The organism is Chitinophaga eiseniae, assembly GCF_900167135.1.
Taxonomy (GTDB): Bacteria; Bacteroidota; Bacteroidia; order Chitinophagales; family Chitinophagaceae; genus Chitinophaga; species Chitinophaga eiseniae.
In genome coordinates this window covers 1,187,544-1,208,895 of record NZ_FUWZ01000002.1, presented here as the reverse complement: position 1 = coordinate 1,208,895, position 21,352 = coordinate 1,187,544, and the positions used below count along the sequence as shown (strand labels likewise).

At 50.2% G+C, this 21,352-nt stretch carries 16 protein-coding genes and 2 tRNA genes; 5 read left to right on the top strand and 13 right to left on the bottom strand.

Annotation, left to right across the window (positions count from 1 at the left end):
- The first annotated feature begins 213 nt into the window (after nt 1–213).
- Nucleotides 214–618 (top strand): hypothetical protein, encoded by a 405-nt coding sequence (locus tag B5D63_RS14495; RefSeq protein ID WP_078669497.1) that lies wholly within the window; start codon nt 214–216, stop codon nt 616–618.
- 67 nt (nt 619–685) lie between these two features.
- Here B5D63_RS14495 and B5D63_RS14490 read toward each other — a convergent pair whose 3' ends face one another.
- The gene (locus tag B5D63_RS14490; protein ID WP_078669496.1) at nt 686–1,954 is read right to left on the bottom strand and encodes a hypothetical protein; all 1,269 of its coding nucleotides are present in this window, start codon (nt 1,952–1,954) and stop codon (nt 686–688) included.
- A gap of 147 nt (nt 1,955–2,101) precedes the next feature.
- Here B5D63_RS14490 and B5D63_RS14485 point away from each other — a divergent pair, with 147 nt between their 5' ends.
- On the top strand, nt 2,102–3,199 hold the full coding sequence (locus B5D63_RS14485; protein WP_078669495.1) for a glycosyltransferase family A protein: 1,098 nt from the start codon (nt 2,102–2,104) through the stop codon (nt 3,197–3,199).
- Between the two features lie 2 nt (nt 3,200–3,201).
- On the opposite strand, the gene B5D63_RS14480 is transcribed toward B5D63_RS14485, so the two are convergent.
- Both B5D63_RS14480 and B5D63_RS14475 read right to left on the bottom strand, forming a co-directional pair.
- The gene (locus tag B5D63_RS14480; protein ID WP_078669494.1) at nt 3,202–4,059 is read right to left on the bottom strand and encodes an RNA polymerase sigma-70 factor; all 858 of its coding nucleotides are present in this window, start codon (nt 4,057–4,059) and stop codon (nt 3,202–3,204) included.
- Nucleotides 4,056–4,634 (bottom strand): carboxymuconolactone decarboxylase family protein, encoded by a 579-nt coding sequence (locus B5D63_RS14475; protein ID WP_078669493.1) that lies wholly within the window; start codon nt 4,632–4,634, stop codon nt 4,056–4,058. The genes B5D63_RS14480 and B5D63_RS14475 overlap by 4 nt, the downstream gene beginning before the upstream one ends.
- A 140-nt stretch (nt 4,635–4,774) precedes the next feature.
- Between B5D63_RS14475 and B5D63_RS14470 the strand changes: the two genes are divergently transcribed.
- Nucleotides 4,775–4,847, top strand: a tRNA-Gly gene (locus tag B5D63_RS14470).
- On the opposite strand, the gene B5D63_RS14465 is transcribed toward B5D63_RS14470, so the two are convergent.
- Nucleotides 4,848–5,636, bottom strand: coding sequence for a DUF6438 domain-containing protein (locus B5D63_RS14465; protein WP_143312910.1), 789 nt, complete (start codon nt 5,634–5,636; stop codon nt 4,848–4,850).
- Nucleotides 5,637–5,678: 42 nt separating this feature from the next.
- Between B5D63_RS14465 and pth2 the strand changes: the two genes are divergently transcribed.
- Entirely contained in the window at nt 5,679–6,074 is a 396-nt protein-coding gene (gene pth2 / locus B5D63_RS14460) for an aminoacyl-tRNA hydrolase (protein WP_078669491.1), read from the top strand.
- On the opposite strand, the gene recB is transcribed toward pth2, so the two are convergent.
- From recB to B5D63_RS35665, 7 genes are all read right to left on the bottom strand, one after another.
- Nucleotides 6,071–9,484 (bottom strand): exodeoxyribonuclease V subunit beta, encoded by a 3,414-nt coding sequence (recB, locus tag B5D63_RS14455; protein WP_078669490.1) that lies wholly within the window; start codon nt 9,482–9,484, stop codon nt 6,071–6,073. The two genes, pth2 and recB, sit on opposite strands and share 4 nt — an antisense overlap.
- Nucleotides 9,485–9,487: 3 nt before the next feature.
- Complete coding sequence (recC, locus tag B5D63_RS14450) at nt 9,488–12,694, bottom strand: exodeoxyribonuclease V subunit gamma (RefSeq protein ID WP_078669489.1); 3,207 nt, start codon at nt 12,692–12,694, stop codon at nt 9,488–9,490.
- A gap of 2 nt (nt 12,695–12,696) precedes the next feature.
- Nucleotides 12,697–14,526 (bottom strand): exodeoxyribonuclease V subunit alpha, encoded by a 1,830-nt coding sequence (gene recD / locus B5D63_RS14445; RefSeq protein WP_235021541.1) that lies wholly within the window; start codon nt 14,524–14,526, stop codon nt 12,697–12,699.
- Nucleotides 14,527–14,625: 99 nt separating this feature from the next.
- On the bottom strand, nt 14,626–14,832 hold the full coding sequence (locus tag B5D63_RS14440; protein WP_078669488.1) for a YwbE family protein: 207 nt from the start codon (nt 14,830–14,832) through the stop codon (nt 14,626–14,628).
- Nucleotides 14,833–14,885: 53 nt separating this feature from the next.
- Nucleotides 14,886–15,980: a slipin family protein gene (locus B5D63_RS14435; RefSeq protein WP_078669487.1), complete on the bottom strand. Its 1,095-nt coding sequence runs from the start codon at nt 15,978–15,980 to the stop codon at nt 14,886–14,888.
- Between the two features lie 564 nt (nt 15,981–16,544).
- Nucleotides 16,545–16,617, bottom strand: a tRNA-Ile gene (locus B5D63_RS14430).
- Nucleotides 16,618–17,198: 581 nt separating this feature from the next.
- Nucleotides 17,199–17,495 carry a carbohydrate-binding protein gene (locus tag B5D63_RS35665; RefSeq protein ID WP_078669486.1) on the bottom strand — a complete coding sequence of 99 codons (297 nt, stop codon included), beginning with the start codon at nt 17,493–17,495 and terminating at the stop codon, nt 17,199–17,201.
- A 253-nt stretch (nt 17,496–17,748) separates the two neighbouring features.
- Here B5D63_RS35665 and B5D63_RS14420 point away from each other — a divergent pair, with 253 nt between their 5' ends.
- Nucleotides 17,749–18,024, top strand: a complete 276-nt coding sequence (locus tag B5D63_RS14420; protein WP_078669485.1) for a hypothetical protein — start codon at nt 17,749–17,751, stop codon at nt 18,022–18,024.
- Between the two features lie 36 nt (nt 18,025–18,060).
- On the opposite strand, the gene B5D63_RS14415 is transcribed toward B5D63_RS14420, so the two are convergent.
- Entirely contained in the window at nt 18,061–19,149 is a 1,089-nt protein-coding gene (locus tag B5D63_RS14415) for an MrcB family domain-containing protein (RefSeq protein WP_078669484.1), read from the bottom strand.
- A gap of 146 nt (nt 19,150–19,295) precedes the next feature.
- Complete coding sequence (locus B5D63_RS14410; protein WP_078669483.1) at nt 19,296–21,149, bottom strand: ABC transporter ATP-binding protein; 1,854 nt, start codon at nt 21,147–21,149, stop codon at nt 19,296–19,298.
- Between the last annotated feature and the right edge of the window lie 203 nt (nt 21,150–21,352).

Below are 21,352 nucleotides of genomic sequence, written 5' to 3'. Positions count from 1 at the left end.
AGGAGTAGAATGGTTAACACGTGAAATCAGGTTATTTGAGTTTGTTGGGTTGTTGGCGCTACAGGTAGTCTAATTTACCAACTATGTTAGAGAAAACAAAGGACGGTTATCAAAATACTACGTTGCCGGGAGTACGAATGCCGGTTTCCGGGGAGCTGTAACTATTAGGCCTGCTGAATCGCTATATAGGCGTCTATCAAAACATCCCGCTTTATGAAAAAAATATTACTTCTGTCACTGCTGTTTGCCGGCGGTGTAAGCTGTAAGAAAGACAAGAATACGCCGCCGGAAGTATTGGAAGGTACCTGGGAACTCAGAAGGCATCAAAGCGACGTGCTCCTGGTCAGTACGTCGGGAAACGGTGAACTGTTCCGTTTTACAGGCAATAGCTACGAACAGCGTTCTCAGGACCGTGTGACCCGCAGTGGTACTTTCCGCTTAACCAAAGGCTTTAACGCCAACGGAGCACTTGACGACAGGATCATTTTTGATAATCAGACAGACGCTAATGCAACGACTTTCTATCAGTTGACAGGTGATTCGCTTACGATCATGTATGGCAGTTTGTCGAATAATGGCAGCGGCGCGATCGTATCCTATAAAAAAATCAGTGACTAAAATATGCTGCCAAAGGAAAAGAAGCATACTATCAAGGCAAGTATGCTTCTTTTCTATTTAGCAACGATCAATCATAATCAGATAATCTCACCGCAAATACCACCCTGTTGTCCTGCCCGTATTTCGCGGTTTCGTATTCTGTCAGGTTCCAGAGGTAGCCGGTGGCGGTATCCCGGAAAAGGTCTTCAGCTCCATGCGGCCAACGGTACCGTGTACCCGCGGCAGTGCCATCGTTATAACGCACCAGGCGGGCGGTAGAACCCAGGTACGAGCTGGTGCCGGTGATGGTCATAAACGTTTTGCTGCCTGCCCGGAAAACGCCCTGTATGCCGTACACATGGCCGCTGTCGTTGTCCACTGGCACAACTACGGTTGGCTGTGTGGTGGTGCTTATCTGTCCGGCGGTATTGACCGGGAAACCGAAAACCTGCGGTGTGGCGGTGGAGGAAGAGGTGATGTATTGCGACGTCCAGAGGTATTTATCAGCGGCTGTAGCGCCTTCTCCCAGTGCTATACAGGAAAAAGGCTTGGCATTGGTGATCTTGTAATAGCCCGTCTGCGGCAGGATATAGGCGTAGTTAAACGCTTTGAGATCGCCATTGGTTTCCTGGCCGATGCGTGTTTCTGTGGCGTCGCCAGCGGCAGACACGAAGCTGTTAAGGTCAAAAACACGGATACCGAGATTGGTGTCGGCTACATATATCTTCCCGGCGTAATACGCCACGCCGCCGGCATGGATGGTCACCGGACAGAATACACCCAGCTGCGTATAAGGGTTGGAAGCCTTGTACAAAGCGGAATTAGACATATTAGCCGCATTTTGTACCAGCAGTATATGCCGGTAGGTGATACTGGCCATATTGGTGATGTCCACCAGTGAGATACGCACGCCCTTATGCTGATTGTTAATGCCCGCAATGGTACCGGGATCTATGCCGTACCATGTCACCAGCAGGAATTTTTTCCCACCCCAGGAAAACCCGGTAATACCCTGTGGGCGCCATTCCTGTGTCTGCTCGTCTCCACTGTTCCATTTAAAGCCGGTCACCTGGTTGGCAGCGGGGATATTAAAGCCGTATACGGTGTTGTAACCGCTGGTAGATGCTACGCGGTTAAGGCCCAACTGGTCGGGCGTTTTAAAGCCATAAGACGACAGGCTGCTGACAAAGCTGCTCTCGTCTGTGTAGGTAATGGTACTGGCGGCAAGAGCGTTGGCATTAATGGTCTGCTGTTGCTGCGGCGCATCGCCGGGTGCCGTCTGATCTGCCAGATTTTTACTGCAGGCGGCCAGACAGAGAGACAGCGCCAGCGGAAGATGGTAAGCGTGAAGCTTCATAGGATGTTGTATTAAATGGTTGAAAAGAAATCATCTAAAGGGCGTAAAGCTAAAGTGCAAAGAGGTAAGTCGTGGAACCTTACAGGAAGTTAATGATAACTTCACATTTTTGCAAGCCCCGTCAAACAATCAGCCCGCGGGAATGTTATGATCTCGTACGCCTCACCATTAAAGAATATGTTGCAACATAGAATATCCTGCTGTACGGTTTGCATGAACCGTACGATGCATCTGAAAGAAACCCTGCTGCGAAACATACAGGATAATGCAGGATACCAACCGCTGGAATTTGTGTTACTCAATTACGGGTCTGCCGATGACCTGCACGAATGGGTGCAACAGACGTTAGGCGCTTATATCGAATCGGGAATGCTGGTATATTATCACAACCCCGAACCAACTTACTTTCATATGAGCCATGCCAAAAACATGGCCTTCCGGCTGGCTTCCGGTGATATCCTTTGCAGCGTGGACGCTGACAACTACACCGGCGCCGGCTTCGCGGCTTATGTGAACCGGGTTTTTAACGAGGAAACATCGGCTTTCCTCTCCCCCGCTGGTATCGGTCCGGGGAAAAAATGGTGGGATGTACAGGGACGCGTCTGCCTGAGAAAAGAAGATTTCCGCAGGCTGCATGGCTACGATGAACGGGTAATGGACTATGGCTATGAAGACCAGGATTTTAAAAGCCGCCTGGCGGGCCTGGGAAGGAAAAAAGTGGTTATCCGCGACCCTGCTTATTTGCAGGCCATCCGGCATGATGATACGATGCGCGTCGCCTCCGGCTTTACCACGGCCAGGATGAAGGATTTGCTGGTGGGGCACTACTGTGAACAAACATCGGAAGTGATCTGCCTGCAAAACGACTATACCTTCGAGAGATTTTTTATCGACCGAGACCTGCTTCATTATGAAAGCACACAGGAAGATATTCTCCCCAAAAGGAGGTACGCAGGTACCTACCAGGTCAGGGAAAACGATATCCGGCTGTATAAGGAGAACGGGAGCACCTACCTGCAACTCACCCCGCAGGACGAGGATACTTTGCTGACGGCGGATAACCGTCTCTTTCACCGGGTAACGTCCCCCGTCCTGCTCAACAAATTCCTGCTCCAGCGGGCTATTTACCTGGGCAGGAAGATCTTCTTCCGCAACAGGAAAAAACCTTCCTGTGTGAACCCTGAAGGCTATGGCCGCGGGAAAGTATACCGTAACTTCTCCACAGACATGCTGCTGCTGGCGTAGGCTCACCGGGAAAGGTCAACCGGCTTGTTTATCCGCGTCAGTTTCCTGGGATTCGCAACAGCATAGATCCGTACAATCCGCCCGTCTTTTATTTCAAAGCTTACTGCTGCAGTGGTGCCGTTGATCTCAATACGCCCCGCCGGTTCGCCATTGAGCCATACAGGGGTGGCGGTCACCTGCCGGTTCGAACGAACCAGTAAACTGGCTACTACCGCGGCGCCATGTACCGGCGCCTTGGCAGCCGGCACCAACCCGCCGCCATCCGCGGTCAGGACCACGTCGGGCGCCAATACTTCCATCAGCTGCTGCAGCTGCCCCGTTTGCAGGGCGGCAAGGAAACGCTCTACTACGGCCTGCTGCTCTGATACGCTCACAGATTGCCGCGATTGCCGGGCCGTCACATGCTGCCGCGCCCTGCGCGCAATCTGCCGGACCGCGGCAACAGACTTGCCGATTACCTGGGAGATCTCGCCATGGGGCATCCCGAAGACATCATGAAGGATGAACACCGCCCGCTCTGTAGGCCCCAGCGTTTCCAGCACGATCAGCATCGCCATCGAGACGCTTTGCCTGAGCTCGAGGTCACGGCCTATCTCGTTGCCTGTCAGCAGCGGTTCCGGCAACCATTCGCCGATATACTCCTCCCGGCGGCGCGACAATGTCCGCATATGGTTAAGCGCCAGCCGCGTAACGATCCGGACAAGGTAAGCCCGCGGGTCATGTACCTCCGGCTGATCTGCATTTGACCACCGTAACCAGGCCTCCTGCACCACGTCTTCCGCATCTGTAGCGGAGCCTAACATCTCGTAAGCTACCGTGAACAACAGGCTCCGATGTAAGATAAATGGGTCTTGCGTCATGATTTAGACAGTACACCGGCCGTCCCGGTACGTTTAGCCAACGGGATCTCACAGTTGTCAGCATAGCCCTGCGACTTAATGCCGTGCGCTGCGTTCACCCTGGAGGCGAAATTAGCAAATCCAATAAGTGCGGAAAGTTCCACCAGCGCGGCGGCGCCCAACTGCTTCAGCAAGCTGGCCGCCAGTTCATCCGTGACGGTCGTGGGCGTGTTGGTCATAGCTTCTGTATATTCAAGCACTTCCCGCTCCAGCGGATCAAATACGTCCGATTCCCGCCAACGAGGTATCTGGCTGGCCTTCACAGGGTCCAGCTGCTTGTTGAGGGCCATAAAATAGTTGAGATCGAGACACCAGCTGCAGCCTACCTGCGCCGCAACGGCCATGTGCGCGAATGTCTTCAGCTGTTCATCCACCGCTTTCCATTCCGCAATTTTTTGCCCGAATATCAGGCTGTCCTCGGTCATCTGCGGGCTGTGCCATGCTACTTCCACGGGTTCGGGCACAGCGCCCATCTGTGCGATCATGTTTTCCCTGAGTGTTACAGGGAGCTCGGCTTTTGGAATACGTAATGCCATAATGTATCTTCTTTTAATGTTATCGATTTAACATGAAGACACCTCAAAAACAGTGAATGTGACATAACCGTCTGAAAAAAATTCTTTTGCCTTCGGATCAGTCCGACGTATCCATATTTTTTTTATCTTAGTTATCACCTGCGGAAGTAGCTCACCCGGTAGAGCGACAGCTTCCCAAGCTGTAGGTAGCGGGTTCGAGTCCCGTCTTCCGCTCTATTTTCCCTTGACAGGATAGGGATTGGCCAATACCAGCGCCTGGGCGCTTTTCCTCAATGGCACCTTACCCGGCAGATTTTTTAAATACGCGAATAGCTCACTCATCACCCGCGGAAGTTCATAGTTTTCAACCACCTGTCGTTTATTATTGTACCATACGGCCACCGTATACCTCGGGACATCGTATATCCGCTGCTCCCATGTTTTTAGCTTGTCCAGCGCCGAAATGCTGAGTAAGTACTGTAAACGTCCATAAATGCTGTCAGACAGCACGCCGGTATAATGCCCTTCTTTAACGGAATATGAATCGCCTATAAATTTCAATTGCCTGTTTTTAGAGATTTGGAATTCCATGGCAGGGCATTTCCCATAACAATGGGTAGATTTAAAATATAGACTGTCGAAACGAATCGTATCTGTAGCAGTCAGTGCCTGGTTTTTATAGCAGAGTACCGGTTGACCCTTAACCATTTTAACAGCGCCGGAATCAACCGGAACCAGTACGAGGCTGTCTGGCGTCAGTTGTTTGATCAAAAACTGCGGATGGCCTATGCCCTGGAAGCCAAAATTTGGTCCGTTTGGCTGCAACCGTAAAGTGTCCCCGTCTATCCTGTAAGTCATTTGCGCGGGAAATCGACCAAAGAAATCAAATACGCACCGGGTGGTATCAAACGACACATAGGCCAGCTCCGGTCCTACCCATGCTTTCTGCAGCAGGGAGGCCTTAGTTTGTGCCATCATGGCAACAGGAAACAACAATAGCAGCAATAGGGATCGTATGCGCATATGGGTTACATTTACAGTAAGATAAAAAAATTACTACAATTCATGTCATCGAGAATCGTCAAACAAGTCATTGTAATGCGCAAGGACCTGAATATGCGGAAAGGAAAAATGATTGCGCAGGGAGCCCATGCCTCTATTGCTTTTTTGACCCGGGAAGCGAGCATAGCAGGAAATACTTTGCAGACAAATATCGGTAACCCGGAAGAGGTGCGCGAGTGGTTCACCAAAGGCTTTACCAAGATATGCCTGTCAGTAGATTCGGAAGAAGAGCTGGTACGTGTTTATCAGCAGGCAGTGGAAGACGGCCTGAATGCTACGCTGATCACGGATTCAGGACTGACAGAATTCGGCGGGGTACCCACCAAAACCTGTTGTGCTATCGGCCCTAACCTGAATACGGAAATAGACCGGATCACCAAAGACCTGAAACTGCTTTAATACCGGTGGCTTTTGGCCGTCAGCATATCTTCTATGAACGAAATGGTGTCCAAATCGGGCCGGGCGGTAAAAATGCCGTAATTGCCGTTGTTCCGGATACCACGCACAAAGCAGTAAATAACACCGCCAAAGTGTTTATGGTAGTCGAAATCCGGTAACCTGCTTTCAAGGTATTTTTTTACGGCCACCGTATAGATGAGGTATTGCAGGTGGTAGTTGTTGTCATTCATGGCGGCTGCCAGCGCTGCCGGCGCATAATCTTCCACGCTGCCGCCCAGGTAGTTGGACTTCCAGTCGAGGATATAGTACCGGTGATGATGCTCAAAGAACAAGTCAATCTTCCCGTTCATGATGCCTTCCAGTTCCTGGTTCCTGTCTTCCGAAAAGCGTTTTACCGTTACCGTTAACTCATTATCGGAAAGCGTGTTTAGCATATTGGCCCGGAACAGCGGTACCGGGAAATCGAATTCCAGCTCGGCGAGGCGTTTGTGTTTGCTGACGGATGCCAGCTGCAGGCTGGTTTTGCCTACTTTGATCTGGGTGTGCATTACGTGTTGCAGCAGCTCCAGCAACATCGGCTGGTAAACTTCCTCCTGTCCCGGTACAAAGCGGGCGATGGCTTCCGTGATCCAGTAATCCCACTGACTGTCATCGGAGAAATGAACGTTTTCGAAGATAAAGTGCAGCAGGTTGCCCGTCTTGGCGCCTTTGCGCAGGGTGTTGAAGATAAAGTTATCGTATTCGTTTTCCTGCTGGGCGCTGCGGATACGGGGCTTCTGCTCCGGTTTGGCCGCCAGCATGGTGTAACTCATTTTACGCCAGTTTTCCTCCCGGAGGAAGAACGACACCGGCGCATTACCCGCATTCCTGTTGGGCGCCAGCTTGCTCTTGCGATAGCGTTGTTCCGGTTCCTGTGGCAGGGTGTCTTTCACCTCTATGAGCGCGGGGTCTGGCGGGTAATGCCGGAAAGCGTCCATAAACCGGGTAAAGGATGATTTATTATTGCTCGTATTATTGAAGAGATAACATTTATAAACCGCGCGGGTGATAGCCACATAAATGAGCCGACGGTCTTCCTGCTCCTGCTGCCGTTGCTGTGCCGCCTTTTGTTCGGGTGAAACCCTTTTCGCTTCCGCATTGATATAATCGCCGGTATCCGGATCACGGAAGCTGAGGAAGTCGCTGTCGGCGTTCCGGAAGTCCAGGTAGGGCGCCATCACGATACGATAGTCAAGCCCTTTACTTTTGTGAATGGTAACGATATTGACCGCTTCTTCATCGCTTTCCACCCGCTGGGTGTACTCGTCTCCTTCCACCGGCATCCCGTCGATACCGCGTTTCAACCAGGAGATCAGGTCGCGCATAGACAGGTTTTTCCGGTTCTGTACCTGGTGTACCAGCTCTGCCAGTTGATAGAGGTTGGTGATGGCACGTTCGCCGTTTTTGGAATGATCGCCCAGCAATACGCCCCGCACGCCGAAATCGGCGATGAAAGTCATCAGGGCGGTATAGGCGCCGTTGTCCTGCCACAGGGTATGATAGTGGCCGAAGCGGGTGAGGGCAATCTCATCGTCCAGGTTGAGGATGTCCTGCACGCTGAAGCCGGTAAAGGGAGATAACAGCGCCCTGTTGATGGTAGAGCGTTCCGGCGTCTCCATGGCTTCCAGCAGGTATAGTACATCGAGGGCTTCGGCGGTATCCAGGACTTTCGTATCATCAATGGTAACAGCCGGAATGCCCAGCTGGGCCAACTTCTGCTTAATGTCTCTGCCCTCTTTGCCGGTGCGCACCAGTATGCCGATATCTGCCGGGGTGATCTCCAGCGTTTTATCTTTAACGATCTTATAAGCCGGATCGAGTAGCAGTTGCGCTACCTGTGCAGCTACTGCGCCGGCAATAATATCTTTGTTTTTGCAGTTCAAAATAGTAATGGGCACTTCCTTCACCTCGTTGTAATAGAGGAAGCCTTTGCCGCTTTCGTCCGGCGCCATCACATCGATGTACTGGATACTGTCTTTTTCGCCGGCAAATTCAAACGTGTCGAAATCAGGCGTGGGCTTGAAGAAGGTGTTCATGGCGGCGATCAGGTTCTCCGACGAACGATAGTTGTGGTTCATGTCGTAGAGGTGCTTCACGCTGTTACGGGCATCGAAGTAGGTAAAGATGTCGGCTTTACGCCATGCATAAATGCTTTGTTTGGGATCGCCGATATAAAACAGGATAGTGTCTTCACCAAAAGCGCTGTTGAAGATCTCATACTGCTGCCGGTCTGTATCCTGGAATTCATCCACAAACACTGCTTTGTATTTGTTGCGCAACGATGCTACCAGGCCGGGGTTTTCCTTTTGAACCAACGCCAGGTTCAGATGGCTGATCAGGTCGTCGTAGTTCAGCATGTTGCTGTGCTGTTTGTAGGCTTTTACGCCTTCAGCGACTTCCTGTATCGCCAGGCAGTTCAGCTGGCGGCGAATAGTGTCGATATGCGCGCCGATCATCTCCCCGAAACCTTCCTGTGCGTCTATCAGCTCCAGTATCTCCGGGAAAAGCTCTTTGATATAACCTGATCCTCGCCTTTTTTGGATGATGGCGGCGAATTCGTCCGGCTTATCTATCAGCGGCAGGATATCCTTTCTGGCATTGGCTTTGGTGTTACAGGCGCTGGCCAGGTCTTCCCTGTTCTGAAGGATGTATTCATGCAGGGCTGCCTCGGCTGCCGTTTGTTGCTGACGGATATTGTCCAGCTCCTCCAGCCAGCTTTGCTGCTGCGCAGCGGTGATGTTATAACGTTCCCATGGCTGGTAGCCGAGGTATTTTTTCCCACTGAGATGTTCCTGCAATACTTTCTGGATATCGCTGCGCATACTCTCCCGCCACAACATCTGCAACATAACAGGATGCAGGGTGGTGATATGCGTGCGCCAGAATTTATTCAGTTCGTTTTCGATGATGGGAGTGGTATCGGGCACCATCTCGGCGCCGAAGAGCTGATCGGTTTCAAAGGCAAACTCGTTCAGTGTTTGCTGACAGAAGCTGTGAATAGTCAGTACAGAAGTTTCGTCGAGCAGCAGCACGGCATCCCGCAGGCGGTGATTCACTTCAATAGCGCCCCATTGGTCTACGGCCTGTAGTACCAGGTTTACGATAGTGTCGTCATCCACGGGGTTGCCGAAGCTTACGGTGTAGGCTTTACGGATAAAGAGCCGGATACGGTCTTCCAGCTCTGCTACCGCGGCTTTGGTAAACGTCACCATCAGGATGTCTTTCACCGACAGCTGTTTTTCCAGGATGAGACGCAGCACCAGCACCGCGATGGAATATGTTTTCCCCGTGCCGGCACTGGCTTCTATCAGGTTACTCCCTTCCAGTGGTACTTCAGTCGCTATGAAATGTTGATATCTGTTCTCCGTCATCGTTTAAGCGTAATAGTCAGGAAAAATTTCAGCCAGCGGCACAATGAGCTGTTCGCACAGTTGTTTGTATTCAGCCAGTACGGCTTCATCGCTGAAAAATCCTTTTTCATATTCCTGGAGGATATAATTATCGTTACAAGGGAACTGATAATTGTTCAGTTTTTTCTCCACCAGGTCGTCAAATGCTTTGCTGTCAAGATCCGGAAGATCTTTAGGCGCAGTGCCGAAATCAGGGTAAAACGGAACGATCTTGTTAAAGCCTGATTTATATATTTTCATCAACTCCCTTAAACGGCTATACGCCGCTTCCCTGGAAAGTTTTGATGCGTTGAAAATCGCTTCTTTTTTGGCGCCGGAGATATACTGCATCCCTTTAACTGCTCCGGAGGCAACACCTGCAAGGTAGCGTATGTAGGCCTCTACCATGTATTTGGTTTCGTTCCTGGACCAGGAAATTTGCAGCAGCTGGTCGTTGTAAACATTACTGATAGAGCCTTTGAACAGCGTGCCGTCGATATCGGTTTCAAAAGAAGCTTTCTGCTCCGGGCTGCCCTGTGTAGCGTTTTCATACAGCATACGAACAGGATGTACCCGCTCTTCTACCTGCTGAATGGCTACAAAAGCCATATTGTTGAGCGGTAGCTGTCCTTTTTTTACCAGCCTTTTCTGTAAAATGCGTTTATCCGCTTCCGTTACCGGCAACAGCTGGTTTTTAATGCTCCATTGCTGGAGGTTATCGAGACTGAACAGCTCTGTATCGCTGAGCAGTATTTGTTCGTCGTTATAATAGATGCCCAGTACCTTATTGTAATACGCTTTGAACGGGTTTTTGAAGAAACTCACCAGTTCGTCCAGGTTTATTTCTTCGAAGGTGACCGGATCGATTTTTTTCTGCTGGTTAATGACCGCCTTGCCTGCATCCTGGTACCGGTTGAGGTAACTATACAGGCGATCGTTGCCCATGCTGTATTTACGGCTGAAGCCTTGTAGCGGTTGCTGCGTGATCAGCAGGTCCCGTACTTTTTCAGCGCCGTCTTTTACGCCGGAGATAATATAATCTACCAGCTCGTCTACCAGTGCAGACGGCGGTAACGGTGTATTGTCTTTGGCGTTGCGGCCTACATAACTGATGTAGAGGTACTGTTGCGCGGAAAGCACTGTTTCGAGGAACAGGTGTTTATCGTTCTCTTTTACGTTACGATCCCCGCGCTGCCATTGTTTTTCCATCAGGTTGAAGCTCGACTTGATCTCCCGGCGGGGAAACTTATCGAAGTTGAGTCCCATGAGCGCTACCACTTTAAAGGGGATACTACGCATAGGGATCAACGAACAGAAGGTGATGCCGCCGTTGACAAACAGGCCGGCGCGGGTACTTCCTGTGAGTGCCTGTAACAGGCTGTGGCTGAATACTTCGAAGGCTACCGGTTCCTGCATGTAGTCATTCAGGGAGTGGTAGTCGGTCAGCTGTTTGATAAGCGCGTTATAGTCTTCATCTACTTCTTCCTGTTGTTCAAAGACCAGGTTATGGACTACCTGTTCAGTATATTTTACCCAGTCGGCGATGCTGCGGAGTTTTTTCCGTTCTTCGATGGACGCCATGAGTACTTCCGCAAAGTGGCAGAAGCGGATAGTTTCATGTGCGTCGCTGCCTTCCTGTACATCCAGCGGAAAGAAGCTGTCATCGCCATGGCCATATTCTTCTTCCCCGCTCATACAGATACCATACATGATACGTTGTATGCCGTAGCGCCAGCTGACAAAATGTGTTTCTTCTGATTTTTTGCCTTCTATGCCGAAACGGATATTGGCGGCTTCCACAATGCTGCGGAGGCGTACCGGATCGTTGAGCCCAAAACGGTTACGGATATAGGAAAAGTCCAGCAGCTGCATCACTGCCTCTGCGGTGAAGTTGTCTTCATTGATGGTGAGCAGCGCATAGAGGGCGTTGAAGAGGTTGTCGTTGTCTGTATAACTTTCATCCGCAATGGTGTAGCGGAATTTGTAGGGTGCGTTGTTGAACACCGCTTTGATATAGGGTGCATAGGCGTCAATATCGCTGACCATCACCACAATATCGCGGGGAGAAAGGTATTCCTGCCGTTGGTCTACCAGGTGAACGAGGTAGTTGTACAGCACTTCTACTTCCCTGGCAATGGTATAGCAGGAGTTGATGGTGACGGAGCCATCCTGTATGTCTTCCAGGCTGAGCAGATGGCGGTGATCGGTGGCGGCGGTGAAGATGTCGTGCTGTACTTTGTGCAGCAGGGAGTCTGGTATCGGTTCTTCAATGCCGATCTCTTCAAAGGCATTGATGAAAGCATCATATTGGAAAAACAGGCCGAAGGTGTTCTGTATCACGCGGCCCCAGCCGGTGAGCAGGGCGTTGCCGACATTTCGGGGGTCGCTGGATTTTTGCTCTTCCAGTCCTTTCTGGCGCCAGCGGGCCAGCTGTTTTTCGCTTTTATCATCAAACCAATACACCACGGGCGCCGGATTGATGATATGAAAATGGATATCGATATAAGAAGATAATTCGTGCAGAATTTTGATGTGGTAGGCCGTGATGATAGACAGTCCGAAGAGGTGCACCGCCGGCATTTTGTTGGCGAGACCGGTATGAGGCCCTTTATAGAAAAGGGTTTCGAGGATATAGTTGCCTACCAGTGTTTTATCCGGCAGGGCGCTGCCGGAAACGGCTTTCACCTTGGCCCAGAGCCAGGCCTGCCATTCGTCGTCTTTCAGTAAAACCGGATTTGCCTGGCTCCACTCTTTGATCATCTCCGGGCGGTATACCTGGTACTGGTCGAATAAGTCGGCTACTTTTTCTGCCAGCCCCATGCGTTTCAGTTCGCTCTCTCCTTCTCCTTCGTTGAAATAGGCGGCCACTTCGGGATACTTCTCTGCAAATTCGGGTTCTCCCATCAGCTTAAACAGCAGCCAGCTGAGGTTTTGTGGGGAGAGCACCTGTGTGAAGGGGCCTCCCAGCAGCAGGTAGAGGTGAAAGAGCAGGTCGTTGGGTTTCATGAACCGGCAGTTGGCTGCGATGCCCATTTTATAGGCGAGCTGCAGTTTCAGCCAGTTGTTCATCCCTTCCGTTTGGGTGATGATATAGTGCGGCTGGAACACGCCGTTGCCTGCGGCTTTCAGGTCGTCTGAAAGGCCGGCAGCGAGACTATTGAGCGAGTTCGAAACCTTTAGATATATAGCCATGTTTAATTTCCTGTTTTGACGTCGGCGGCTTGCGCCAGGAAGCGGGCGGCGATGCCGGAGGCCCTGGCGACAAAACGTTCTGCCGCGGCGAGGATCACTTCTGCGGTGCCTTGTACGTACACTTTGTTCCGTGCGCGGCTGACTGCGGTATATAGCAGTTCCCTTGTGAGGATGGGCACATCGGCCGCATCGGGTAATACCACCAGCACCTGGCCGAATTCGGAGCCCTGGCTTTTGTGAATGGTCATCGCAAAAGCTGTTTCCGCGAGGGTCAGATAACCGGGCAGTACGCCTTTCAGTTCACCGTTGCTGTCTTCAAACCAGGCCATCAGTACGCCGTTTTCGTCCTGACGGATAATACCGGTGTCGCCGTTGAACAGCCCGTGCTCATAATAGTTACGGGTGAGGATGATGGGGCGGTTTTCGTAGAAATCCGCTGTAATCCTGATTTTTCCGTGATCGTGGAGATATTTCTCAATATCACGGTTGATGGCGTAGAGGCCTTGCGCTCCCTCCCTTACGGCTACGAGCACACGCTGATCGTTGAGTTTACGCAGGGCGGCGCGGGTGTCGGGTTCGTTGATAAACGATTCGTACCCGGTGATAAATTTGTGGAACAGCGCCACGTCGCAGGATTGATCGATGACCACTTGTTCGTCGGCGCCGGCGGCAAAGAAGCTGTAGATAGCCGGCTGATCGTTTCGGATCAGGGCTTTACTGAATTTACCGATACCGGTGTGACCGGTAAAGCGATGGCTGCGGCGGAGCTCCACAAGATGTTCAAACAGCGGGTGCCGTGATTTTGTTTGTGCCTGTGCCGCGGGTATTTTCCGGTTGTCATCTGAGATGAACCGGTTGATCAGTTGTAGCCGTTCTTCAGAGAACATATTCAATTTCTCCTGTGCCTGGCACAGGTCGCCGAAGAGGCTTCCTGCCTCCACGGAGGCCAGCTGGTCTTTATCGCCCAGCAGGATGAGTCGTGTCTGCGGGTGGATGGCATCCAGCAGTTTAGCGAAGAGGGCAACGTCTATCATAGAGCACTCATCGATGATGACGACATCATAGGTGAGCGGATTTTTTTTATTGTACCGGAAATACGGACTGTTTTTGATGGATTTGAGCAGCCGGTGGATGGTGGACGGGCTTAGTTCCTGGAATTTTTCGGCAATGGCCGGATCTACCGGGATGGTGGTATTACGTAAGCTTTCCGCCATCCTGGCGGCGGCTTTACCGGTAGGTGCTGCCAGCGCCACTTTGAGGGCGGGATCGGTAGCGTACAGGATGGCCAGCAGTTTGGCTACGGTAGTGGTTTTGCCGGTGCCGGGGCCGCCGGTGATGATGGTGAAGTTGTTTAATACGCCCGTGATGGCGGCCGCCAGTTGCCAGTCGGCCGGATCGTCGCCGTCGCGGAGGCTGTTGCCTGCGGGAAACAGCTGCCGTATCAGTTCCTGCTGCTGTTCCAGGAGTGCTGTTCTCCCGGGCAGCAGTGCTTTTTCGGCGGCCAGGAAGTCGTTGATATGTTGCAGGAAGCTGGTTTCGTAGCGGTAGTACCGTTGCAGGTACAGCCTGTTTTGGAAGAGCACGAAAGGCTGGGTGTCATTACCGTTTTTGCCCACCAGCGGGATGGCTGTCAGCGGGGCGGGACCGTTTTCCGTGATCTGGTAGAATCCGGGCAGGTTTTCCTGTTCTTCGCTGATGGCGTCCAGGTCGAGGCAGATATGTCCCTCACTGAGTTTTTTAGACAGCAGGTAGGCGTACGGCTTCAGGACCGGTACCTCGAAATACTCGGCAAACTGCTGGTGAACATCATTGAGGGTGGTTATATTACGCATGTAGATTCGCACTCTTGAAACGTTGTCAAAGTACGACTTTTCTGCGTGATGGGGAAGGTCCCGTCACCTGATAATCAGTACTTATATGTAGTGAAAATGTCAGTCTTCTTCCGTGACGTTGATTTCGGCCACGCGGCCGACCTGACCGTCTTCCAGGCGGACTTTAATACCGCGGGAGTGGAAGGGGGCGGAAGTGAGGATATCCTGCACGATGCCGTAGGTGCGTTTGCCGGTACGCTGGTCTTTTTTGAGGATGATCGCTACTTCCAGGCCTGGGTAAATATCGTTTCGGTTACGTCCGTGCATAATTGAAAAAATTAGAAAAGAGTCAACCGCTAAGTTAACTCTTTTCTGAAAAACTATTTGCTGATGAAGAGCTGCCGGAGCTGATCTATCAGGACGCCGTTACCGGAGACGCTGATGTTATTGATCTTTTCTGCGATTTTCTCCACGTATTCCATTTCTTTCAATTTGAACAGCATGGGGTTGTCTTCCATCAGTTTGGCCGTGTTGAGCAGGCTCCGGGTGCTGGCGGTTTCTTCCCTTCTCATGATGATATTGGCCTGTGCTTTTTTCTCCGCTACCAGTACCTGGTTCATGATGTCTTTCACGTCGCCCGGCAGGATGATATCCCGGATGCCGAAGCTGGTCACCGTGATGCCCAGCGCCGCTGCGCTGTTGCCGACTGCATCGAGCACGAAGGCGGACAGGGCGTCTTTTTTCTCCATCAGTTCATCGAAGCCGAGGCTGGCGATGTACTCCCGCAATGCCAGCTGGAAGAGGACGTAGAGCTGTTTTTCGTAGTCCTTGTTGGCCAGCAGTGCTTTTTCGATGTCATCTACCCGGTATTGCGCCCAGGCGTTGAGTCGCAGCGCCGCTTTGTCTTTGGTCAGGATTTCCTGTCCGTTGATCTCCAGCTGGCGCTGTCTCATATCTATTTTGCTGACGAGGATAGAGATGTCATTCTTCCACCAGTAGTAGGTACCGTGGGAGAGGGTGATCTCATATTTGCCATCGATCAGGAGCACTGCTTTTTCGTAGTTCTCAACGGTGGTAGATCTTACGAAGGGCGCTACCAGTTTATGGTTCAGCGTGGCGCGGTCGATTTTCTCCGTGATGTTCACTTTGCTGAGGTCCGCCCTGACGAAGGTGTATTCGATCAGGTTTTTCCAAAAGGTATATCTTCCGGTAGTGAGCACTTGTTTCAGCAAACCGTTTTCGTACAGCAGTACGATTTCCGTTTCTTTTACGTCGATGACGTGCAGGGCATCGGCGAGTGCCGCATCCTGCAGGAGGATGTTCAGTTCTACCGGTGCGGTGAAAGCAGTGTTGATGTTATACACTTTCACTTCTTCACCAAACAGCCAGTGGCTGCCGGTTTTCAGCATGCGCAGGTATACGCCTCTTTTGAAGACGAGTCCGATTTCGTACGCATTGATGATGACCCTTTTCATTTTTTTTCTGTTTTTGGGTGGATGAAATAATAAAGCCAGGAGTATGTGACTATCCCGTTTCCACGGAAACGACTTTCACTACGTATGTTCGTACCTGTTATGGCGGAAGGAAAGTAACTAAGGGATACGAACCACGCGCAGATATACAGTCGTTTGCTGGTGTTCACCGGATTTGCCGTTGCGCCCTTTTGACGCGGTAGCACAGGCATATAACCCTGACTTAAAGAATGAGCACATTTTATAGAAGATGTGCGCTTCCCGAGGAGTGTTAGTCCTTTGCCGACCATTGGCTTGCCCCTTGCGGGGTGGGAATCGAACCCTTTTTTGTGTTCTATTGCTCTACCGGATGAGCTACTGATTTTCAAGATCAGAGAGGATTCGAACCTCTTACCCATAGATGGAATACAGCGAACAGCGTATATGGCAACAGCATACAGCCGGTTACTACCGCTGCACTGCGGGGTGTTCTGAAACCCTCGCCTGGTTTGCGTGCATAACTGCTCCTGCTTCTCTGACAGAGAAGAACTTGTGGCTGGCAGCCGAAACTACCTTACCCGTTTTTTGTCGGCCAGACTGGATTTGAACCAGTAACACACTGCATATAAGGCAGCCGCTCTCACCGTTGAGCTACAGGCCGGACTTTTGGGGCAACAAAAAAACCGGTCATCTTTTACAACGACCGGTTTCAGTTTACTTTTCACGGGATGAAACGTGAGGGGTACTACCGATGTCGTTGTCGTTTTGGGGCATATGAATGCTTACTGCCTTGTGGCTGTATGCTATAATGAAAGTGATATATCGTTAAGTGATGCATATTTTCTGAAATTAAAAAAGCCCCGCAATCTCTTGCAGGGCTTGTGTTATATCGAATTCGTTGATTTAACTATTCTGTAGCATAACATGCCCCGCAACCCGTATGGCCTATGCGGCCTGACGCGCTGAATTTCTGTGTATGTATATACTTTGGATGCATGTTTATGATTTTTTTAACAATGCAAAGATGGAGAAAATATTTTAATATCTCCAAAATATTTTTTTAATCCTGATAAGAAGCAGAAATTTTTATTTCTTGTAAATGCTTTGTGTGTAAAGGTTTGGCGTCTGTTGAAAATTTTTTAATGATATAACGTTGTTGGTTATACGTAAATTTATGCGTTGCGATTAATGTCGATAGTAACCGATTGTGGATCAATGCGAAAAGCGTTTTTCGCCAGCCTGTTATCTGTTTTCTATAACGGGTCCAAGGTCTTGCCATACGGTACTTGATCCCGGTGTTTCTCCTTGTGTCCACCACTTTGCCTTATACATGCGGCCTTTATACACGACGATATCACCAGCGGCGTAAACCGTGGAGGCATTCCATTCTCTGGGTGCGGGGGCAATTGTATGATTGTTTTTTAGGTAGACAGTGATGTCTGGCTGAATTTTATCATTGCCGGCGAAAGAACTCAGCGTGAATAACATCAGCCCGGCAAGGACCGTTACAGCGGATCTTGGGTTTGTCGGTAAACGCATGGAAGTTGATTTGAAGGTTATAAAAAGCGTTTCAAAAAAGATAGGAAAAGGTAATGCAATAATTTTTCAGAGAGGACTCGCGGTTTTGGGACCAGGCGGAAATTTTTGTATGTGTTGTTTTTGTGTTTATAATTATTTGTAAATCAATATTTATGATCACAAAAATTATGTGAGTAAACAGACTTCTTCCCTTCCCCCGGATTTATTTTTCGCTTAAATTTATACTACGTTTTTAACCCGAAAATTTTAACCAATGTACATCTACAGAACACTTCATCATCCGGAAGGATGGAAAGGTCTGGCGGAATTTGAAATCCGGGACAACCAGATCTTCACTACTGTTCATCATGCCAGTGGTACCCACACACAACCCTGGTTTGAAATCACCAACGACAAGGTTTATCCGACGGTGTATCACCCCAACGGTCGTAGTTCATTCCCTTGGTTTGAAATCAATGGAAGCAGCCTGAAAACGTCGGTAAATCATCCGAAAGGTGTACAAGGATTACCCTGGTATAAGATACAGTAGGTGTCCCGAAAGAATAAGAGGTGCTCATGGCGCCTCTTATTCAATAATATCATCTTGTTTAAGATAAATGTCTAAAAGCGTTTCTTCCGAAATGTGAATTCCCCTGCGCTGTAAGCCTGGCTGCCGTTCTTCATAGAAGCGGTTAATCAGCGCTTTCTTATAATCATTTTCGCCGTGGTGGAAGGCTCTGTGACAAGTCGGGCATAAGGCTATAATATTTTCCGTTACATCCAGACTGTGGATAAAGTTATCTTGCATTGCCATTGGAAGGAAGTGATGAGCTTCTACAAATGGGTGTTTGTTTTTCTGAGAAGTAAAAGTCTTGTGAGTGGGATCTACTTCGCATTTGTAATAAGCACGTAATAACGCAACTGCGGAAATACCTGTATTTCTTTTCCATTTATTAGGAGCACGAGTCTGTTTTGATGGTCTGGGTATCGGGCCATCGGGAAGATAGACGGGCGTTGCTGTCTGTATTTCTTGTTGGAAATCGTTTTCTGTGGGAATCGTTTTATGAACGATGTCAGACCCTATTTCCTCTTTCATCGTTTGATATAGACTCACCATTTGCTTAAGGTCGGATAATATCGCCTGATCATCGGGCATTTCATCGATGAAATATACTTTGTGAAAAATGGTACCGTATATATATCCCTTTGTGCGCGTTCTTTCTGCATATAACCCTAACTCAGCAGTCGAAAAAGCACCTTCCGTGTCAAACTGATTTCTTAGGCCCTCTTGGTTTTTAAGAATGATTTTTCGACCGATTCGTGCGCCATATGCTTTTTCGAATTGCGTCCATCCCTGCAATAGCGTCAGATAAAGCTTCGTCATTCTAGGATCAAATAGATAAACGATATAGTATCCTCTTTCGGGAGAATCTGTTATAGATTTATCGAGAATACATAAATTAGGTACCTCGGCCATGCGCCCTTTACCTACCGATCCCTTAAAGAGATACTGATCGAAAGAGAGGCCAGATTGGACTTGTAGCAATGCAGGCAACTCTTCCGTTAATATTTTAGTAGAACGAAGATGCCCATAATTTTTATCTATAGAGTTCTTAACATTATTTTTCTCGCTGGGATATATGGCGATAAATTCTGAGAATAATTCTTTTAACATGATTCATGGGTTCTCACCAATATTACAAAATATTATCTAAGGACTGATTTACACCCCCGCCTCCCAACCGTCAAACGCAACTGACACGGAAAAATCGATGTGGTAACAGTCAAATGATTAGGAAACCTAATGAAAAATGCGGATAGTTACTTATACCCCGCCGCCTGCAACTCAAACAACTCGGCATACTTCCCTCTTCGCTCCAGCAGCTCTTCATGGCTTCCTATCTCCGCCAGTTGTCCTTTCTCCAGCACCAGTATCCGGTTGGCCATGCGCACGGTAGAGAACCGGTGGGATATCAATACTGCGGTCTTGTCCCGTGTGAGGTCTGCAAAGCGGAGGAAAACGTTGTATTCCGCCCGGGCATCCAGGGCGGAGGTTGGCTCGTCGAGTATCAGCAGCTGGGCATCTTTCATATAGGCGCGGGCGAGTGCTATCTTCTGCCATTCGCCGCCGGAGAGGTCAATGCCCTGGTTGAAGCGGCGGCCCAGCATCTGTTCGTAGCCGAGCGGCATTTTTTCGATGAGGGGTTCGGCGAGACTTTGTCGCGCCGCATCCTGGATGAGCTCATGGTCATGTCCGTGGGTAATGTTACCGACGGCGATGTTCTGAGCAACGGTCATCTGATACCGTTGGTAATCCTGGAAGATAACGCCTACCTGCGTACGTAATTCAGAGAGGTCGTACTCCCGGAGGTCAACGCCATCGAGGAGGATACGGCCTTCCACCGGGTCGTAGAGGCGGGCGAGCAGCTTCACCAGCGTGGTTTTACCGGCGCCGTTCTCTCCTACCAGCGCCAGTTTTTCGCCGGCATGAAGGGTGAAGTTCAGGTGACGGATAGCCCATTTGTCGGAGTTGTGATATTTGAAGCCTACGTTTTCGAAGGTAAAACCCTGGCGAATAGGATGTGGAAAGCGCCGTGGGTGCTGTGGTGAGCGCATCTGCGGCTGTATCTCGAAGAAATCGAAGAGATCTTTAAGGTACATGGCGCCTTGTGTTACGCTGGAGAAACGGATCAGGATACCCTGGAAGGTGGTACGCAGCTGCCGGAAGGAGCCGGCGAGGAAAGCGAGGCTACCGATGGTCAACACGCCGTTGACCGTTTGCAGGATGATGATCACGTAGGCGGCGTAGTAGCCTGCGCTGCCTAGCAGCGCAAACAGGGTGCCCCAGATAGCGTGGCGGGACTCGAGATTCTTTTTATCGTTGTAAAACTTATCGGAGATCACGCGGAAGCGTTGTATGAGAAAATTGGAGAGATCGAAGACTTTTACCTCTTTGGCTGTTTCGTCGCTGGCACCCAGGTAACGGATATAGTCCAGCTCCCGGCGGTCGGATGTCTGTCCCCAGGTGAGGCGGTAATGCAAATGGTTGAAGTGCGATTCGTTCAGGAACGCCGGGATAACGGCAACGAGCAGCAAGAGTATCAGCCAGGGGTTGAAGACGACCAGCCCGGCGGCCAGAAAGCCCATCGTGATAAGGTCCTGTACCTGGCTGAATACCTGCGATAGCAGGATGGTGCGGCCTATTGTTTGTTGACGGGCACGCTCCAGCTTATCGTAAAACTCAGAATCTTCAAACTGGTCCAGGTCCAGCGAGGCAGCATGTTCCATAATTTTTACTGATGTGTGGTTGGCTACCAGGTCGCCCAACAGGCTGTCAATGAGTGTAATAGCCCTGCTAAGCGCATCGGAGAGGATGGCCAGCCCGAACTCCAGGGCCACCAGCTGCCATAGGTGCTGTGTGCTGTGGTGGGTATGGTCTTTACTGATCAATACCACCTCGTCGATAATGAGTTTGCCTACGTATAGCAGGGAAAGCGGCATGGCTGACTGGGCAATGCGCAGCAACCCGTTGGTGATCGTTAAGCCCCGGTTGGTCTGCCATACCATCCGGAAAAAGGCAGGGATATTACGGAGGGCAGCCAGTCTTTCCTGAAATGTCAGTTTGTCTTCCGCAGCCCTTGTTCGTTTCTTGTGCGTTGTGCCATACTTATTCATGGTATTAATTTACGGAAAAATGCCATGCGAAACCGGTGACCAATTCCCTATATTTGTCCCTGAGAATGCAAAATCTGATCTACATGATAGTACTTGTTCTTATTGCGGCCGCGGCCGTTGTGGTGATTGCAGGCGCAGTAACCGCTATCAATCTGCAGTCCGGACAGTGGGCTTCATTCGAAGATTAATTACGTATTTACTTT

Excerpts from the sequence above, each read along its gene's own strand:
- B5D63_RS14475 (WP_078669493.1), bottom strand. The coding sequence starts at position 4,634 with ATGGCATTACGTATTCCAAAAGCCGAGCTCCCTGTAACACTCAGGGAA.
- B5D63_RS14490 (WP_078669496.1), bottom strand. The coding sequence starts at position 1,954 with ATGAAGCTTCACGCTTACCATCTTCCGCTGGCGCTGTCTCTCTGTCTG.
- recB (WP_078669490.1), bottom strand. The coding sequence starts at position 9,484 with ATGACGGAGAACAGATATCAACATTTCATAGCGACTGAAGTACCACTG.
- B5D63_RS14410 (WP_078669483.1), bottom strand. The coding sequence starts at position 21,149 with ATGAATAAGTATGGCACAACGCACAAGAAACGAACAAGGGCTGCGGAA.
- recC (WP_078669489.1), bottom strand. The coding sequence starts at position 12,694 with ATGGCTATATATCTAAAGGTTTCGAACTCGCTCAATAGTCTCGCTGCC.
- B5D63_RS14485 (WP_078669495.1), top strand. The coding sequence starts at position 2,102 with ATGATCTCGTACGCCTCACCATTAAAGAATATGTTGCAACATAGAATA.
- B5D63_RS14480 (WP_078669494.1), bottom strand. The coding sequence starts at position 4,059 with ATGACGCAAGACCCATTTATCTTACATCGGAGCCTGTTGTTCACGGTA.
- B5D63_RS14495 (WP_078669497.1), top strand. The coding sequence starts at position 214 with ATGAAAAAAATATTACTTCTGTCACTGCTGTTTGCCGGCGGTGTAAGC.
- recD (WP_235021541.1), bottom strand. The coding sequence starts at position 14,526 with ATGCGTAATATAACCACCCTCAATGATGTTCACCAGCAGTTTGCCGAG.
- B5D63_RS14420 (WP_078669485.1), top strand. The coding sequence starts at position 17,749 with ATGTACATCTACAGAACACTTCATCATCCGGAAGGATGGAAAGGTCTG.
- B5D63_RS14465 (WP_143312910.1), bottom strand. The coding sequence starts at position 5,636 with ATGCGCATACGATCCCTATTGCTGCTATTGTTGTTTCCTGTTGCCATG.
- pth2 (WP_078669491.1), top strand. The coding sequence starts at position 5,679 with ATGTCATCGAGAATCGTCAAACAAGTCATTGTAATGCGCAAGGACCTG.
- B5D63_RS14435 (WP_078669487.1), bottom strand. The coding sequence starts at position 15,980 with ATGAAAAGGGTCATCATCAATGCGTACGAAATCGGACTCGTCTTCAAA.
- B5D63_RS14440 (WP_078669488.1), bottom strand. The coding sequence starts at position 14,832 with ATGCACGGACGTAACCGAAACGATATTTACCCAGGCCTGGAAGTAGCG.
- B5D63_RS14415 (WP_078669484.1), bottom strand. The coding sequence starts at position 19,149 with ATGTTAAAAGAATTATTCTCAGAATTTATCGCCATATATCCCAGCGAG.
- B5D63_RS35665 (WP_078669486.1), bottom strand. The coding sequence starts at position 17,495 with ATGCGTTTACCGACAAACCCAAGATCCGCTGTAACGGTCCTTGCCGGG.